The 16983-nt window shown below is 64.6% G+C and carries 13 protein-coding genes; 4 read left to right on the top strand and 9 right to left on the bottom strand.

Translation table 11 applies throughout. From position 1 onward, the window contains the following. Positions 1-5: 5 nt before the first annotated feature. The 5 genes from BMX96_RS05915 to BMX96_RS05895 all read right to left on the bottom strand — a co-directional run bounded on the left by BMX96_RS05915 (position 6) and on the right by BMX96_RS05895 (position 5637). Positions 6-1082 carry a tartrate dehydrogenase gene (locus tag BMX96_RS05915; protein WP_091844663.1) on the bottom strand — a complete coding sequence of 359 codons (1077 nt, stop codon included), beginning with the start codon at positions 1080-1082 and terminating at the stop codon, positions 6-8. Between the two features lie 57 nt (positions 1083-1139). Then, complete coding sequence (locus BMX96_RS19895; RefSeq protein ID WP_091844662.1) at positions 1140-1625, bottom strand: tripartite tricarboxylate transporter TctB family protein; 486 nt, start codon at positions 1623-1625, stop codon at positions 1140-1142. Next, the gene (locus tag BMX96_RS05905; protein ID WP_091844661.1) at positions 1615-3144 is read right to left on the bottom strand and encodes a tripartite tricarboxylate transporter permease; all 1530 of its coding nucleotides are present in this window, start codon (positions 3142-3144) and stop codon (positions 1615-1617) included. Before BMX96_RS05905 ends, BMX96_RS19895 begins: the two co-directional genes overlap by 11 nt. Before the next feature lie 60 nt (positions 3145-3204). Then, positions 3205-4164, bottom strand: a complete 960-nt coding sequence (locus BMX96_RS05900; RefSeq protein ID WP_091844660.1) for a Bug family tripartite tricarboxylate transporter substrate binding protein — start codon at positions 4162-4164, stop codon at positions 3205-3207. 456 nt (positions 4165-4620) lie between these two features. Continuing rightward, positions 4621-5637 carry a LysR substrate-binding domain-containing protein gene (locus tag BMX96_RS05895; RefSeq protein ID WP_091844659.1) on the bottom strand — a complete coding sequence of 339 codons (1017 nt, stop codon included), beginning with the start codon at positions 5635-5637 and terminating at the stop codon, positions 4621-4623. Positions 5638-5777: 140 nt separating this feature from the next. On the opposite strand from BMX96_RS05895, the gene BMX96_RS05890 reads away from it, so the two are divergent. The 4 genes from BMX96_RS05890 (at position 5778) to BMX96_RS05875 (ending at position 9799) form a co-directional block, all read left to right on the top strand. Next, a complete protein-coding gene (locus tag BMX96_RS05890; RefSeq protein WP_091844658.1) occupies positions 5778-6749 on the top strand; it encodes a tripartite tricarboxylate transporter substrate binding protein in 972 nt (323 codons plus the stop codon). 79 nt (positions 6750-6828) lie between these two features. Continuing rightward, complete coding sequence (locus tag BMX96_RS05885; protein WP_091844657.1) at positions 6829-7302, top strand: tripartite tricarboxylate transporter TctB family protein; 474 nt, start codon at positions 6829-6831, stop codon at positions 7300-7302. A gap of 7 nt (positions 7303-7309) precedes the next feature. After that, positions 7310-8821 carry a tripartite tricarboxylate transporter permease gene (locus BMX96_RS05880; protein WP_091844656.1) on the top strand — a complete coding sequence of 504 codons (1512 nt, stop codon included), beginning with the start codon at positions 7310-7312 and terminating at the stop codon, positions 8819-8821. Positions 8822-8854: 33 nt separating this feature from the next. Next, positions 8855-9799, top strand: a complete 945-nt coding sequence (locus BMX96_RS05875; RefSeq protein ID WP_091844655.1) for a 2-hydroxyacid dehydrogenase — start codon at positions 8855-8857, stop codon at positions 9797-9799. 354 nt (positions 9800-10153) lie between these two features. Here BMX96_RS05875 and BMX96_RS05870 read toward each other — a convergent pair whose 3' ends face one another. From BMX96_RS05870 to BMX96_RS05855, 4 genes are all read right to left on the bottom strand, one after another. Beyond that, on the bottom strand, positions 10154-11482 hold the full coding sequence (locus BMX96_RS05870) for a mechanosensitive ion channel family protein (protein ID WP_091844849.1): 1329 nt from the start codon (positions 11480-11482) through the stop codon (positions 10154-10156). A gap of 257 nt (positions 11483-11739) precedes the next feature. Next, positions 11740-12714, bottom strand: coding sequence for a C45 family autoproteolytic acyltransferase/hydrolase (locus BMX96_RS05865; RefSeq protein ID WP_175481667.1), 975 nt, complete (start codon positions 12712-12714; stop codon positions 11740-11742). An 8-nt stretch (positions 12715-12722) separates the two neighbouring features. Next, complete coding sequence (locus BMX96_RS05860; protein ID WP_269085879.1) at positions 12723-14222, bottom strand: biotin carboxylase; 1500 nt, start codon at positions 14220-14222, stop codon at positions 12723-12725. After that, on the bottom strand, positions 14219-16975 hold the full coding sequence (locus BMX96_RS05855) for an aminotransferase class I/II-fold pyridoxal phosphate-dependent enzyme (protein WP_091844653.1): 2757 nt from the start codon (positions 16973-16975) through the stop codon (positions 14219-14221). Before BMX96_RS05855 ends, BMX96_RS05860 begins: the two co-directional genes overlap by 4 nt. Positions 16976-16983: the final 8 nt, after the last annotated feature.

Raw genomic sequence — 16983 nt, 5'->3', positions numbered from 1 at the left:
CTGCCTTACCGGGACGCGATGACACTGGCGATGGCCTCGCCGCATTCCGCGGTGTTGGCCTTTCCGCCCATGTCCTTCGTGCGCGATGCCGGATCCGCGATAACCTCTTCCATCGCGTCGATCACCGATTGCGCGGCCTCCGGATGACCCAGGTGGTCGAGCATCATCGCCGCCGACCAGATCTGCCCGATCGGGTTGGCAATGCCCTGGCCCGCGATGTCCGGCGCCGAGCCGTGGACGGGCTCGAACATCGAGGGAAAGTCGCCCTCGGGGTTGATGTTCGCCGATGGTGCGATCCCGATCGAGCCGGCAACGGCAGGCCCGAGATCGGAAAGAATGTCGCCGAAAAGGTTCGAGCCCACCACGACATCGAACCAGTCCGGATGCTGCACGAAATGCGCGGTAAGGATGTCGATGTGATACTGGCTGGTCTCCACGTCGGGGTAGTCGGCCTTGACGGCTTTGAACCGCTCGTCCCAGAACGGCATCGTGTGCACGATCCCGTTGGACTTGGTGGCCGAAGTGACGTGCTTGCGCTTCCGGGTGCGGGCAAGCTCGAACGCATAGCGCATGACCCGGTCGGTGCCGCGGCGGGTGAAGATCGCCTCCTGGATCGCGATCTCGTCCTCCGTTCCCCGGTAAAGGCGGCCACCGGCCTCGGAATACTCTCCCTCCACGTTCTCGCGCACGACGTAGAAGTCGATGTCTTCGGGGCCGCGGTTGGCAAGCGGGCTGGTCGTGCCCTTCAGCAGGCGCACGGGGCGCAGGTTCACGTATTGATGGAACTCGCGGCGGATCGGGATCAGCAGACCCCAGAGCGAGACATGGTCCGGCACGTCCGGCCAGCCGACCGCGCCCAGAAAGACGGCATCATGCTGCTTGAATTGCTCCAGAGCGCCGTCCGGCATCATCCGGCCCGTCTTCTTGTAGGTGTCGCAGCTCCAATCGACCTCGTCGAACTGGAACGCGATGTCGAACTTGCGGCCGACCGCCTCGAGAACACGCATCCCCTCGGGCACGACCTCGCGGCCGATCCCGTCACCTGGAATGGTCGCGATCTTGAAGGCGTTGGTGGTCGTCATGGGACAGTACTCCGGGCAAGAAACAGGGCTTTGAACTATGGGCAGTCCGAACGCATGTCAGAAAAGGTGACCACGCGGCATCGGGATCAGCAGAACTTCCGTCATCAGCAGGTAGAAGCCGGCCAATATCGCCACGCCAAGCACGATCAGGAGCGCGATCTGCTTGAGAGACATCCGCTCGTGCATCGCGACGACCATCACGGCGAAATACCCGGCGATACTGGCCAAGAGGAAACCGATCACCGGGATCAGCGCGATCCAGGCAATCATCGCTCCCACGAAGAAGGCGCGTCGCGCGTTGGATCCCCCGGTGGCCGGTGCCTCGTCCGACTGCGCCTCGGACCCTCCGCGTCCGCGCAGGGTCAGCACCAGATTGCGCAGTATCAGAACGGCGGAGAACACGATGAGCGCAATCGAGATCGTCGTCGGAAAGACCGACCCCATCGCGGTCATGCCGCGCGTCTCGAGCGCCAGTGCAATCCCGAGGATGACGAACAAGGACGCAACGAATGTGCCGGCGGGGTCGTGAAATCTACTTTGCACTGCGGCTCTCCACGGTAGCGTTGGTGGGCGAGATGCGTCGCTTCGAGATGGCCCCGGACACGATCGGGTAGAACAGGGCGATCACGGCAAAGGCGACGATCGCCAGCGAAATCGGTCGCCCGAAGAACATCCCGAGCACGTTGCCCTGCGCATTGCCGATCAGGTAACTCTGAACAAAGCCTTGCTCGGCGATCTGCCCCAGAACCAGCCCCAGAACGATAGGTGACGGCGCATATCCGGCGCGGTTCAGCACCCAGCCGACGATCCCGAGCGCCAGCATCACAGCCGTGTCGTGCAGATTGTTGTGGATCGCGAAGGATCCCACCACGGTCATGAAAGCGATCGTCGGGACAAGCGCCGCCTTGGGAATGGCGATGATGCTTTTGTATGCGTAGCGACCGACCATCAGACCGACAGGCAGCATCAGGATGGTGCCGATCAGCAGCCCGAAAATGAAGGTGTAGACGATGCCCCCCTGTTCGGAAAAGAGGCCCGGGCCCGTCTTGATCCCTTGAACGAAAAGCGCGCCGAGGATCACGGCATCGGGTGGCGTGCCCGGGATGCCGAGAACCAGGGTCGGAATGAAACCGCCGCCCACGGTCGCGTTGTTCGCCGCCTCGGTCGCGATGATCCCTCCGGGTTCACCCTTGCCGAAATTTTCCGGGGTCTTCGAGGCGCGCCGCGCTTCTGCGTAGGAGACGAGACTGGCGACCGAACCGCCGGCGCCGGGCAGGATGCCTACCACGGTGCCGATCACGGCGCTGCGCACCATGTTGAATTTCTGCCGCGAGGCGATTGCAAGGGACTCGGCCAGCCTGAACCCCGAATTGGTCGCGACCTTCAGGTGCGGGTCCCTGGTGGCCACCAGGTCGATCAGGACCGGTATGCAGTAAAGGCCGATCAGTCCTGCGACGATGTCGATCCCGCCAATCAGGGTCTGGCTGCCCATGGTGAAGCGGACATCGGCTCCGATGACAGCGACGCCGACCATGGACAGGATGAGCCCAAGACAGGCGCCGATCATTCCCTTCAGAAGGTTTCCGACCGACAGCGCCGAGATCAGCGTGAGGCCGAAGACCGCCAGCCAGAAGTACTCCGGAGGACCGAAGGCCAGCGCGACCTGCGCCAGCGGTGGCGCCAGGAACATCAGCATCAGCGCGCCCACGAGGCCGCCCACCACAGAGGCCAGCGTGGCCAGGGACACGGCAAGTGCGCCGTCGCCGCGGCGGGCCATGGGGAACCCGTCGAACGTCGTGGCAATGGCCGAGGGTGTGCCGGGGGTATTGACCAGGATGGCCGAATAGGAGCCACCGTAGATCGCGCCGTTGTAGATCGCGCCCAGCACGATGAGACCGGAGGCCGGGTCCATCGCGAAGGTGAACGGCACGAGAACCGCCACCGCCATCGTGGCGGACAGACCGGGCAAGGCACCGATCACGATCCCTGCCGCCACGCCGCAAAAGGCCAACATCAGGTTCGTGAGGGTCAGCGCCTCACCGAGATAGATGAGCTTATCCATGGAGACCCGCCGATTGTGGATCCGGGCGCCGCGCGAGAGGTCCCGCGGCGCCCGCCGTCATCAGTTCGTCGACTCGATCCCCATGAGAGGCGCGACATTCTCGTATTCGGCGCGCCGCTCGTCCATGAAGGACGGCACTTCGCTGTAGGGCACGTCGATCACGACGAACCCCCCGTCTTCCATCTTCTGGATGAATTCGGGGTCCTTGTTGACCGCGTCGAGCGCATCCGAGATCTGCGTGCGGACCTCTTCAGGGGTGGCGCTGGGAACGCCGACGCCGCGATAGGCGCCGCCGACCATGTCGTAGCCCGCCTCGCCAAAAGTCGGGACATCCGGGAAGCTCGGAACGCGCTCGTCCGCGGCCACGGCGAGAACGCGCACGGCATCGCCCTGTTGGATCGCTGCGGTCGTATAGCTGAAGGCCGCCTGCACCTGGTTGCCGAGAAGCGCGGTCATCGTCGGTGCCGTCCCCGAGAACGGGATGTAGGTCGTGTTGATCCCGGCCAGTTCGTTCAGCCGAACCGTCGCGACATGATTGGCCGAGTTGGTGGCCGATCCCGCGACCGTCACTGCACCCGGATTCTCCGTGGCATAGGTCACGAAATCCTCGAGTGTCTGGAACTGGCTGTCGGCCGGAACCAGCAGCGCATCAGGCGTATACTGGAAGAAGTAGACGTTCGAGATGTCGTCAGTCGTGTAGCCCACGTCCTGGGCCATCGGCTGCAGGATGATGTGCGGCAGGTTCGTGCCCATCACCGTGTAGCCGTCGGCCTCCATCCCGTTCAGCTGTGACCACGCCTGCGCACCGCCCGCGCCGGCCATGTACTGGATCACCATGTTCTGGCCCGTCAGGCGCTCGAACACGGGTTGCTGAAGCCGCGCGGCGATGTCCGACTCGCCACCTGCGTTGAACGGGATGATGTAATTGACCTGCTTGGACGGATACTCCTGCGCGATGCCAGCGACGGCCGCGAGCGATAGCCCGGCGCCCAACAGGGCGCCTCTGAATAGTGACTTCATTATTAATATTCCTCCCATTGAATGCGACGCGCCAAGCCAGGTCTCCCTCTTCTGGGGAGCGTGCGGACGGGTCGAACTCAAGGCTAGGAGCAATTTTTTCATCGGGCAAGCTTGTCGGGGGACGGCTGTGCCGCAAGGGAAGGCCGCTGAACAAACCACCCGCCGAACGTGCGTGCTGCGTGGGGACCCGACAAGGACCGGACTGGGAACGGGCTCGTCGTGGCGGATGATCGACCGTTTGGTGCCTGAAACCCAATCCCGAGGTTGTCCGCTTCGCTAATGAGGGTCGGTAGCCGAGGGGCAAGTCGCCGGACGGGTTCGGATCGCGAGCGGCGACCCCTCGGGATCACGGATCAAGATGGTCCGGCCGGGCGAACGCATCGCGGCACAAGCAGCCATTGCTCAAGCGGCCGGCGATCGACGGGCGAGTCCCCGAGGCTTCTGGATCCCGTCGGATCAGCCCACGTCGCGTGCGGCATCCTGCGCAGGCGCGGCGTATCTGGCGGCCCGGGTGCGCAGGATATCGCAGAATTCCAGCGCCGCCTCGCTCAATCCTTCCTTGGAACGAGTGACCAGACCGAACCCCGTCAGCAGCACCGCCGGCCGGATCTGGATGGCGCGCAGAAGCCCCGCCCGGATCGGGGCGTGCACCACCGCCTTGGGCAGCAGGGCCACGGCATCCGACACCTGCACGAGGTTCAGCAGCAGCAGGATCGAGGAACACTCGATCGTGTCGGTCGGCCGCGCCATCCCGGCGCGGTCGAAGGCCGCCTCGAGAACCTGGCGCGTCGGGTTTGAGCGGGGCTGCAATGCCCAGGCACAGCGATCGAGCTGGTCCAGCCCCGTGATGCCCTTGTCCGCGAGCGGATGATCGGCGCGCACGACAAAGGCCAGATGCTCGTCGGCCAGGGGCTCGAAATCGAAGATGTCACGGTGCCGCTCCGTGCTGAACCGGCCCACCGCCAGGTCCAGCCCGCCCACTTCGAGCTGGGCCAGGATGTCCTCGCTGGTTTCGCCATGCAGCGTGACCATCAGCTGCGGGCGCTTGCGCTTGATCTCTGCCACGGCATGCGCAACGAAATCGGGCGCGGCGCCGGTGATGGCGCCCACCGTCAGCGTGCCGTAGCCGCCGGCGCGCAGCACTTCGAATTCGTCGGCGAACCGCCTGAGCCGCGACAGCTGCCGACGCGCGCCCCGGATCGCGAAATCGCCCAGCGGCGACGGCACCAGACCCCGTGGGCCCCGTTCGAACAGCGTCGCGCCCAGCACTTCCTCGATGTCGCGCAGCATCTTCGACGCCGTCGATTGCGTCATGTTCAGCGCATCGGCAGCGCGGTGCGTTGTGCCGTGATCGGCAAGCGCCACGAGCAGCGACAGATGCCGCATCTTCAGGCTGGACAGGATTCCCGGGTCGATGGTGTTCGCTCCCTGCCGGTGATCGCAATTCGCGATCGCAGAACGTTTTTTATTCATTGGAACGGTATCACCGGCCTGTCTATCGTCAATGGCGAGACGGGGGGTCGGACCGGCGAAGACCGGGCTTGAAATACCGTCAGATCGGCGGGCCGCCTGCGCGGACCGTACGGCACATAACGACTGGGAGGACGAGACGAATGAATTTCCTGAAGACAGCGACGGCCCTCGGCGGGCTGGTTCTGATGACCGGCACGGCTTTCGCGCAGAGCTATCCCGACCGACCGATCCAGTTGATCGTGCCCTGGGGCGCGGGCGGCGGCACCGACGCGGTGGGCCGGCTTCTGGGCGGGCAGATCTCCGAGGAACTGGGCGTGCCCGTCAACGTGGTGAACCGCACCGGCGGGTCGGGCGTGGTCGGCCACAGCGCCATCGCCAATGCCGAACCCGACGGCTACACCATCGGCATCATGACGATCGAGATCGACATGATGCACTGGCAGGGTCTCACCGATCTGACATACGAGGACTTCGACATCCTCGCCATCGTGAACACCGATCCGGGCGGCGTCATGGTGTCCGCCGACAGCGAATACCAGGACATCGAATCCCTGCTCGAGGCGATCAAGTCCGAGCCCAAGGGCACGTTCAACGCGTCGGGGACCGGACAGGGCGGCATCTGGCACGTGGGCCTCGCCGGCTGGCTGATCTCCGAAGATCTGCCGCCCGACCAGGTGACCTTCGTGCCGAGCCAGGGCGCCGCGCCGGGGCTAGCCGACATGGTGGCGGGCGGTGTGGACATCGTGCCCTCGTCGCTGGCCGAGGGCCGGTCGATGATCGACGCCGAACGGGTCGTGCCGCTGGCCACCATGTCGGCCGAACGGCAGAACGCGTTTCCGGACGTGCCGACGCTGGCCGAAACCACCGGCTCGGACTGGACCGTGGCGGTCTGGCGTACCGTGGCCGCCCCGGACGGGCTGCCCGATGACGTGAAGGAGACGCTCGAAGCGGCGGTCGAGGCGGCCTACAACTCCGAGGAGTACCAGACCTTCATGCAGGAGCGTGGCTTCGGCCTGCGCTGGGCCGGCAGCGAGGAGGCGACACAGATCGTTGCCGATGACGACGCCGCCTTCGGCGAGGTCATGAAAGAGGCCGGCCTGGCGGCCGAGTAACCGCCGGGTTCCGACCTTCGGGGCGGCACGGGTGAAATGTACCGTGCCGCCCCGTTCCGCTTTTCCAAGGGGGGCGCATATGCGCGTGACGGATCTGACGCTCGGGATACTGACGCTGCTGGGTGGTCTCGCGATCTTCTGGTCGGCGCGGAATTTCCAGGTGATACCGGGACAGTCCTATGGCGCGGGCACGATGCCGCGGGCGGTAGCCTTCGTCACGGTTCTGGTAGGGCTTTTCATCATCGGGCGCGCGCTTTGGGAGCGGCGGCTGGCGCTGGGAATGCAGCTTGCGCCCTGGGCGCGAAGCGGCGCCGCGCTTGGCCGAGTGGCCATGGTGCTGGTGCTGATCGTGGGCTACGTGCTGGTGTCACCGGTGCTGGGCTTCGTGCCCACGGCTTTCGCCGTCATGACGGCGTCGATGCTGATCCTCGGGACCAGTCCGCTGCTGGCCCTCGCCACATCCGCGGTCGCGACAGTCGCCATCCAGCAAAGCTTCGGGCGGCTGCTGCTGGTGCCGCTGCCGCGCAGCGATTTCCTGCCCTTCCTGTGGTGAGCAGCCAATGGACACGATAGTCGCTGCCGCCGCACTGGTCTTCCAGCCCTACGTGCTGATGGTCATTTTCGGCTCGGCCGCCTTCGGCATGTTCGTGGGCGCCATACCGGGCCTGACCGCGACGATGGCGACCGCGCTTCTGGTGCCGGTCACGTTCTTCATGGACCCGGTGCCCGCCATCGCCGCCATCGTCACGGCGACCGCGATGGCGATCTTCGCGGGCGACATTCCCGGCACGCTTCTGCGGATGCCGGGGACGCCGGCCAGCGCCGCCTACGTGCAGGATGCCTTCGCGTTGACGAAGAAGGGCGTGCCGGAACAGGCGCTGGGCGCGTCGCTGGTCTTCTCGGCGCTGGGTGGCATTTTCGGGACGCTGGTGTTGATCACCTCGTCTCCGGTGCTGGCCGAGATCGCGCTGAAATTCTCGTCCTTCGAATATTTCTGGCTGGTGGTGCTCGGCCTGTCCTGCGCGGTTTTCATTTCGCCCGGATCGCCGGCGCGGGGGCTTATTTCGCTGTTCATCGGGCTGTTCGCGGCCACCATCGGGCTGGAAAATCCGGCGGGCGCGCCGCGCTACACCTTCGGCAGTGTCGAACTGATGGCCGGCGTTCAGTTCATCCCCGCGATGATCGGCCTCTTCGCCGTGTCCGAGGTGATCCGCGGCTTCATCCATCGCACCGATCCGGGCAAGCCACCCAAGACATCGGGCCGGGGGATAATCAGCCAGCAATGGCAGAACCTGAAACGTTACCCGAAACAGGCGTTGCGCGGATCGGTGCTGGGCACCGCCATCGGCGCGCTGCCGGGCGCGGGCGCGGACATCGCGGCGTGGATCTCCTACGCGGTGTCCAAGAAATTCTCGAAGACGCCCGAGAAATTCGGCGAGGGCCATGTCGAGGGGCTGGTTGAAGCGGGGGCGTCCAACAACGGCGCCATGAGCGGCGCGTGGATCCCCGCGCTGGTCTTCGGCATCCCCGGCGACTCGATCACCGCGATCGTCATCGGCGTGCTCTACGTGAAGGGGCTCAATCCCGGTCCGATGATCTTCATCACCCAGCCGGAAATGATCTACGCCGTCTTCATCGTGTTCCTTCTGGCCAATCTCATCATGCTGCCGCTTGGCTGGATCGCGATCATGTCGGCGCGGAAGGTGCTGTCGATCCCGACGCGGGTGCTGATGCCGATCATCCTGATGTTCTGCATCGTGGGATCATTCGCGATGAACAATTCGGTCTTCGGCATCTGGATCATGCTGGTCTTCGGGGTTATCGGGTTCCTGATGGAGGAAAACGACATCCCCATCGCGCCCGCGATCCTGGGCCTCGTGCTGGGCCCGATGCTGGAGCAGAATTTCGTCACCTCGATGATCAAGTCGCAGGGCAGCTTCATCGCCTTCTTCGAACGGCCCATCGCCGCCGGGCTTGGCATCTTCACCATCGCCGTCTGGATGCTGCCTCTGATGCTGTTGCTGCTGCGCCGGCGGCGCGCGGGCCGGACCGACGCCGCCTCGGCCAACTGAGGCACCTTATCGACCAACAAGGAACGAACTCTCATGTCGAAACCCGATCTTCTCGTCCTTTGGGACCTGGGGCCCCACGCGCTCGGAGCGTTGGAGCAGGATTTCACGCTGCACCGACACTTCGAAGCCGATGACAGGGATGCTTTCATGGCCGATTTGCCCGGGGGCGTGCGCTTCGTGGCGACCGGCGGCGGCACCGGCTGTTCGCGCGAGATCATCGAGGCGTTGCCGGATCTCGAGATCATCTCGTCCTTCGGCGTGGGCTACGACGCGGTCGACGTGACGGCCGCGCGCGAACACGGCGTGCGCGTGACCAACACGCCCGACGTCCTGAACGACTGCGTGGCGCAGGTGACCATGGCGCTGATGCTGGCGCTCGCCCACCGCCTCCCCGAGGCCGACCGCTACGTGCGCGAGGGCCGATGGGAGACCGAGGGCAATTTCCCCCTGACGGACGAGCTGACCGGGAAGACCGTGGGCATCATCGGCCTGGGCCGGATCGGCAAGGCCATCGCCAGGCTCGCGCAGGCCTTTTCCATGCGCGTGGTCTATCACGGTCGGACCGACCAGCCACACGAGCCATATGTCTGGTACGACGACCCGAAAGCGATGGCCCGGGACGTGGACTGGCTGGTGGTCATCGCCCCGAGCACCGACCAGACGCGCGGCATCGTCAGCAAGGACGTGCTGGACGCGCTCGGCCCCGAGGGGCGCCTGGTCAACGTGGCGCGCGGCGACCTGGTGGACGAGGAGGCGCTGATCGCGGCGCTCTCATCGGGCGGGATCGCGGGCGCCGCGCTCGACGTTTTCGCGCAGGAGCCCCATGTCCCCGAGGCGCTGCGCAAGCTCGACAACGTGGTTCTGCTGCCGCACCAGGGCAGCGCGACGGTCAAAACCCGCCGGGCGATGGGCGACCTTGTGGTGCGGAACCTGCGGGCGCATCTGCGCGGCGATCCGGTTCTGACGCCAGTCGCCTGAGTTGGGCGCCTGTTTGGGCTCGTCAGTCGGAACGGGCGCGCGCGCCGCGGTCGCGTAAATTGCACGGCCTCGGGTCCGAGGCGGTCGCGGCGACACCACCGGACTGTTGGTGGGATGGGCCTCGTGGACCGGCAGACCGTTTCGCCAAAGAGGTTGCCTTGCCACCTGCGCTCGGGACGTGGAGGGGCCGGGCGGTCGCGATCAATGGATGCAGAAGGGGCGCGCCCCGGTCCTCGGCGAGGTGAGAGATTTCCCGTTCTCCATTCACCCGCGCGGTCGGCAGATCGATCGAGAGCAACTGTCGCGCATCGGCGCCAATCTGTCCTGAGTGCAGGCTGGCGCCTGACGTGCAAGCTATTCCCGAGGCGCGTCTCTTGCGAGCAGGTCGTCAGAGCCTTGGCGCTCCGTGTCCACGAGAGGGATCAGCGCCTTTTCCTCCGATTGATGGATTGACCGCTCCTTCTCGGCAGTGGCCGCTCGTGGGGCAGGCTTATCGGCGGACGGGCTCGGCGCGGACGTGCCAAGGGACACGCCAGTCCCCTCGAGACGGATGCGGTAGGTGGTATCGGGAATTGCTACGCCTGCCTCCTCGATGGCAGACTTGACCAAGCGGATGGCGTCCCCTCGGGCTGTCGTGAAACCGGTCGCGTTCTGGTCGATCCAACCGGTCACCCTCAGGATCGCGCCGGACTCGGTGATGTTCTCGATCCAGACCAGTTCCTCGGGTTGATCGAGCACGAAGGGCAGCTCTTTCAGGGTGTTCTGCGCAAGGGCACGTGTCGCTTCGAGATCTGCGTCAGGATCGATGCCGATGTCGAACATGAACCTTCGGGCGAGGTTCTGCGTGTAGTTCACGATCCGGCCTTTGAACACGGTGGCATTCGGTATGCGGATGTGATTGCCGTCAAGCGACAGCAGGATCGTCGCGCGCGAGGTCAGCCGGATCACGCGGCCCACGTCCCCCTCGATCTCGACCAGGTCGTTTGGCCGAAAGGGTTGGCGCAGGCTCAGCATGATGGAGGCGACGAAGTTCTCGACCGTGTCACGGACCGCGAAGCCGACGGCCAGTCCAACGATTCCGGCAGCCCCGAGTACGGTGCCCAACAGCGCTGCCGCCCCCATGATATCAAGCGCGACAACGATGCCGATGATCCCGCAGGCGACACGAAATGCTTGGCGATAGATGCCCGCGATGAAGGCATTCGGAGAGATCCGGTCCCAGAAGCGTAAGCGCGCCAGTAGAATACCCACGAGCAAGACTACCGCGAAGGCGGCGAGCGCGAAAAGGACGAGCGGCAGGCGCGCGATCAATTGATGTATCCGCGCGCGAAAGCGGTCGAAAGCGGGGTTGATCTGCTGTGCGATATCGTCCGACGCGGCCAGAGTATTTCTCACCGCGACAACGCCCTCAAGGCGCTCGGCAATACCTTCGATCCGGCGGCTTGTCGATGGATCTGCGATGTCGCCCGTGAGCGTGACCACCCCGGCTTGCACGGTGACCGCGATTCCGTCCTGCTCGAGCGCGTCGATGATCGAGCGCAGTCGGTCTGCAATGGCCGTGTCGGACGGGGCATCCGCCACGGAGACGGGAGGCCCAGCATCGCCTTCCGTCCCGGCGCCTTGGGTGGAGGCCTGACCTGTGGCAGCGAAAAGGATGAAGAGGCCAAGAACGATGCGCTTCATGAGCATTCCAGATAGGATGCTCCGGGCTTTTTCACACCCGGATGGCGCGGGACCTATGGCGATGTGGCCGAAATATGCGGCTTGGGAATTGTCCGCGACGGCGGAAGCGTCCGGTCGGTCGCGCAGCAGATTCGGATGCGAGATTTGGACGACACCCAAAAAGCTATGCGTTTCGCCACGAACGCAGTGCGCAGAGATGAGTGGCAGGTCACGACCTTCGTCCGCGAAGTCCTTGGCCCGGCGAAATCCCTGACACGTCAGGCCGCCGGAAAATCCACCCGCACGCTGTCTTCGGGGAAATGATCGAAGCTTTTCGGCCAATCCAGCCCGGGCCAGTGGATGTCCACGGCGCCGTCCGCGGGGCGGTAGGCGGCGGTGAACAGCGTGCCGAACCCGTGCGAGAACGCGGTTGAGTAGAGGGGCGGCTTCAGGAAGGCGCCCACGAACTTGTCCTGCGTTTCGGGATGCAGGGTCAGGCGATGCAGAAGGAATCGCTCGCGCTCGACCGTCGCGGTAAAGCGCGCGTGGCTCGACCATTCCACCCGTTCCTGGTGGTTCGTCGCAACGGCGGCGTGGGTGATCTGGGTGGGCCGGTCGGGCGTGAGATAGGCCGTCAGGTAATTGCGCTGACGGTCCAGCACCGTGACGTTGTAGCTCATATGCGAGGGCACTCGTTTCAGAACGGCGCCGGCCTCGTCCGCGGTGGCGCAGGTCTGCAGGATATAGCGCAGGATCAGTGGCACGCCGAAGCCCTGGCCGACCTCGCGCCGCCCGCCGAAGGTCAGCGACACGGCGAGACCCGCGTCGTTCACCCCGTCGACAAGCCCGAACAGCCCGTCGGTGGTGCCGATGACGCCCCGGCCCTGCCACCGGGTCTTCATCACCACGGCATCGAAGGCTTTCTGCGAATAGTCGTAGTTGCGCACCAGCAGGGGCGTCTCGCCGGGCCAGATCGCCTGGCTGCATCCCGACAGATACGCGGGCGGCGTGTAGAAGCTGAGAAACCGCGCCTGCGCGTCGCTGCCGCCCGCCAGTTCGCACAGCGTGTCGTAGAGATCGGCGATCTCGGGCATGTGGGTGCGAATCTGCCGGCGCGACTCGAGATAGGTGGGCCGGCCGCGAAGACCCTCGCGCCGCCACCACGCGTGGTAGGCAGGCCAGTATTCGGCGAAAAGCCCGGCCCATTTCGGGCCGGGCTGATCCTCCGAGACGGCTCGGAACGTCAGGCTCATGAGGCCCCTTACATGATCTTGAAGGCGGGGCTTTCCGTAGCGGCGGCCGAGGGCAGCGGTCGGGCCGAGTAGGCCTTCTTGATGCCGTCGATCCAGGCGCGGGACTTGTCCGTCAGCTGGAAGTTCTTGGTCATAGACCGACCGCGCGTCACGAGGATGCCCAGGTCCGCCCCTTCGTAGCGATAGTCGCCGGGGGCCGAGATGCGCAGGAAGAACGCCTCGTCCTCGCCCTCGACGGCGCGACGGTGATAGTCGAAGCGGTCGAAGGCGATCGTGCCGTCCTCGTGCATCTTGTAGATGCCGGTGGGCGGCGCGTGGGTGATGATGTCGACGTTGTCCTCGGTGTGCTTGATGACCATCTGCGACCACGAGTCGATCATGTCCGGGTCGGCCCAGCGGGCGTTCAGCTCTTCCACGTCCAGCTTGAAGGGCTTCTTGGAAAACTCCAGCAGGTGGAACAGGAACAGCGGCGCGTCCGCGTGGGCGAAGGCCGCGTGGTTGGTCATCGACGACGCGCCGGTGATGCGCGGGTTCAGCTCGCCCAGCCAAATGTCGCCGGTCTTCTTGTCGATCAGGAAGTCGAGCTCGAAGTAGCCGCGATAGCCTTCCTTGCGCAGCTGTTCGCCGAACTGGAAGGTCAGCTCGCGCGCCTTCTGCCGCGCCTTCGGCGCGAAGGCGGTCGAGAAGATCTCGTTCCCGCACCAGCCGCCGCGATAGGGCGTCAGCTCCTTGAAGCCCACGAGCTCGGTCATCAGCGGGCCGACGATCGTGCCCTCGGACGTGGCGCAGGCCTCGATGGCCGAGCCGCGGCAGTCGATGCGCTTCATGATCTTGATCTCGCCCTCGTCGACGATCTCGTGCTCGTGCTTGCGCCAGTCCTCTTCCGAGTTGATGAAGAAGGTGGTGTGACCGCTGTCGCCGAAGGCCGATTGCAGAACCAGGTCGTCGCCCAGGTCATGCTCGGCGCAGATCTTCTTCAGCTCGTCGTAGGACTTCACCTCGGCCAGCGTGTTGGGCACCGACGGCACGCCGGCCTTGTTGCCCACGCGCACGGTCTCGATCTTGTTGTCCATGGATTGGCGCAGCTTCGCCTTGGGGAACCAGACTTCGCCGCCCAGTTCCTTGACCAGCCGCTCGGTCGTCTCGTCGAACATCAGGAACACGAATTTCGGCTTGCCGCCGCGTGCCTTGACGTAGTCGACAACTTCCTTGTGCTGCAGAAGATAGTTGTTGATGTCCTCGATCGACTGGAACTCGTCATGCGGGATTTCGCTGGGGCACAGCACGTTCGGGTGCTTGCCGTCGAAGCAGTCCATGTAACAGATGAACTTGAAATTCTTCACCCACTCGTCCAGCCCGAGCAGGTTGAAGTTGGTGGCCGAGACGAAATAGATCGGATCCTTGTTGGTGTGGAAGAAGCGCCGAATCTCCGAGATATTTCTCAGGGTCTTCTTGGGCATCAATGTCTCCTCTGTCGTCTGTTTTTTGTTATTTCGGTCTGCTTTCAGGTCTTCTTCTTGTGGACCAGCTTGTTCAGTGCCTCGGGCGTGAACACGCGCAGGCCCAGGTCGGGGCGGTATCCGTGGATCTCGCTCACGTCGAGCGCGCGCATGAACGCCAGGATCTCGTGGCTGATGACCTGCCCCGGCACCAGGATCGGAAATCCGGGCGGGTAGGGGATGATGAAGCTGGCCGAGACCAGTTCCTCGCCATCCACCAGCCGGGTCATCAGGTTGTCGTCCAGGCTGAGATAGTCGCAGTTGGTCTCGTCGTAGGCGAGGAAGAACGCCTCGCGGATGTCGCCCTCGGGCGTGTCGCGGCCCGAGCGGAACGCCTCGTGGAAGCGTGAGAAGTCGGGCAGGGGCGGCACGTCCTCGATCAGGGCCTTCACCCGGTTGTCGAAGCTGCGCCGCTCCATCAGTGAGGCGTCGTCCAGCAGGTCGTCGAGCCCGTTGGCGATCTCGACCAGCACCTCGATCAGGTAGGCGACCGAGCTTCGGGTGGTCCCGATATTGGTCATGAACAGGACCGAGTTGCGCGAGGTCTTGTTGATCTGGATGCCGTAGCGATCCATCAGCACCTTGGTCTTGAAGGTGTCGCCGTCCCAGCCCGTCCCACCGACGGCCAGGGTCACGCGGGTGGGATCGAGGACGAATTCGTCCGTGGCCCAGATCTCCTGCTTGTCCGACCAGCCCTCGTGCGCGTCGTAATAGGCCGTGACCCCGCTTTCGCGGTATTGCTCTGGGATCATGTCCTTGGGCGTCAGGACCCGGAAGTATTTCTTCAGCACCGGGTGGGTCATCACCGCGCGGCGGATCGCCATGGCGGATTCCACCTGCCGCTGCACGAATTCGAACCCTTCCAGCTCGACCTGGCGGCGGCCCACGTCCAGCGACGCGATGATCTGGTAGTTGGGCGAGGTCGAGGTGTGCGTCATGTAGGCTTCGTGGAAGGCCTGTTCGACTTCGCCTTTGAAGTCCATGTCATTCACATGGATCATCGATCCTTGCCGCAGCGAGGTCAGCGTCTTGTGGGTCGACTGGGTGGCGTAGACCCGCACGCGTGCGTCGGGCGGCGGCACCAGCCGCGTATTGATCAGAGTTTCATCGTCTGCGCCTTCGAGCGCCTCCTGCTGTTCGTTCCAGGCGCGCGCACATTCCTCGGTGCGCAGCGTCTCGCGCAGGTCGTTGGCCACACCCATGGCGGTGCGCTGGCGGTAAGTGGGGCCGAAGCGGGCGAAAGCAAACCAAGCCTCGTCCCACAGAAAAACCAGGTCCTTCTTGATGGCGAGGCATTCTTCCATCACGCGGCGAACGTTGTAGACCAGCCCGTCGAAGGTCGAGCTCGTCAGAAGCACCATCCGAACTTTGTCGAGCTTGCCCGCCGCCTTCATCTTCAGCAGCGTGTGCTTGATCTCGGAGATCGGCACCGCGCCGTACATCGAGTATTCATGCAGCGGATAGCTGTCCATGTAGGCCACGTGCGCACCGGCCAGCACCATGCCGTAATGGTGCGACTTGTGGCAGTCGCGGTCGACCAGCACGATGTCGCCCGGCCGGACCAGCGCCTGAACCACGATCTTGTTGGATGTCGACGTGCCGTTGGTGCCGAAGAACGTCTGCTTGGCCCCGAAGGCGCGGGCTGCGAGTTCCTGTGCCTCCTTGATCGGCCCGCGTGGCTCCAGAAGCGAGTCGAGCCCGCCCGAGGTCGCGGACGTCTCGGCCAGGAAGATGTTCGGCCCGTAGAAATCGCCCATGTCCTGAATCCAGTGCGACCGGCTGATCGATTTGCCGCGGCTGATGGGCATGGCGTGGAACACGCCGGTGGGCTGCTTGGAATATTCCTTCAGCGCGGTGAAGAACGGCGTCTTGTAACGCCGGTTCACGCCGCGCAGCACGTTCAGATGCAGTTCAAGGAAGTCCTCCTGGTTGTAGAACACCCGGCGGCAGCGGCCCAGGTCCAGCCCGGCGATATCCTCGGCCGAGCGGTCGGTGATCAGATAGGCGTCCAACTCGGGGCGGACCCTGGCGATTAGGCGGCAGGCCTCGGGGCCGTATTCATTGGGCTGCAGCCCGTCCACGTCGGTGTTGTCGCTCAGACGCTTCAGGTATTCCTTGATCATCGGCAGGTTGTTCTTGGATTTCAGAACCAACCCGGGCCGGACGATGACCGCCTGGACGTTGTGGTTGAACAGGATCCCGATCAGCGCGTCTTCGAGGCTGGGCACGAAGACCGGTTCATAGATGAACTGGTCCTCGCTCCGCCGCGCGCGCTGCAGATTGTTGCGCAGGAACCGCTCCTGGTGCTCGGTCAGCTGATCGACGACCAGAACCTCGAAATAGGGTCGTCCCAGTGCGCGAGCCTCGGGGGGCAGGGTGGCCTCGTCCTCGAAATCGTCGAGATCCGTATCTCCGCCCACCAGCGGGATACTGCGGCGCCGGAACGCGCCCGAGGTCAGCGCCCGCGCCACCCGCCGCAGCGACGTCGACAGCTCCGGGATATTGCGCTGGTCCAGCATCTTGCGCAGATGCTCGAAGGCGATCCGGCCCGGGAAGGCCCAGTAGATCTCGATCGGCGCAAGGCTGTCGAACAGCTCTTCCGCACGTGCGATCAGCCGGTCGCCGCGCCGCCCCTCTATGCCGTCGGCCGACATCGACTCGGCCACCTCGCGCAGGGCGCTCCACCGGTCGGCCCTGAGTTGCGTGAAGCTGTAATAGTCGCTGATCGACGGAAGTGTGACGTCCCTTGGTTGCTCATTCATGCTGGCTC

This window comes from Palleronia pelagia, assembly GCF_900110115.1.
Lineage (GTDB): Bacteria > Pseudomonadota > Alphaproteobacteria > Rhodobacterales > Rhodobacteraceae > Palleronia > Palleronia pelagia.
The sequence above is the reverse complement of the archived record's forward strand: the minus strand, read 5'-3'. Positions and strand labels throughout refer to the sequence as shown.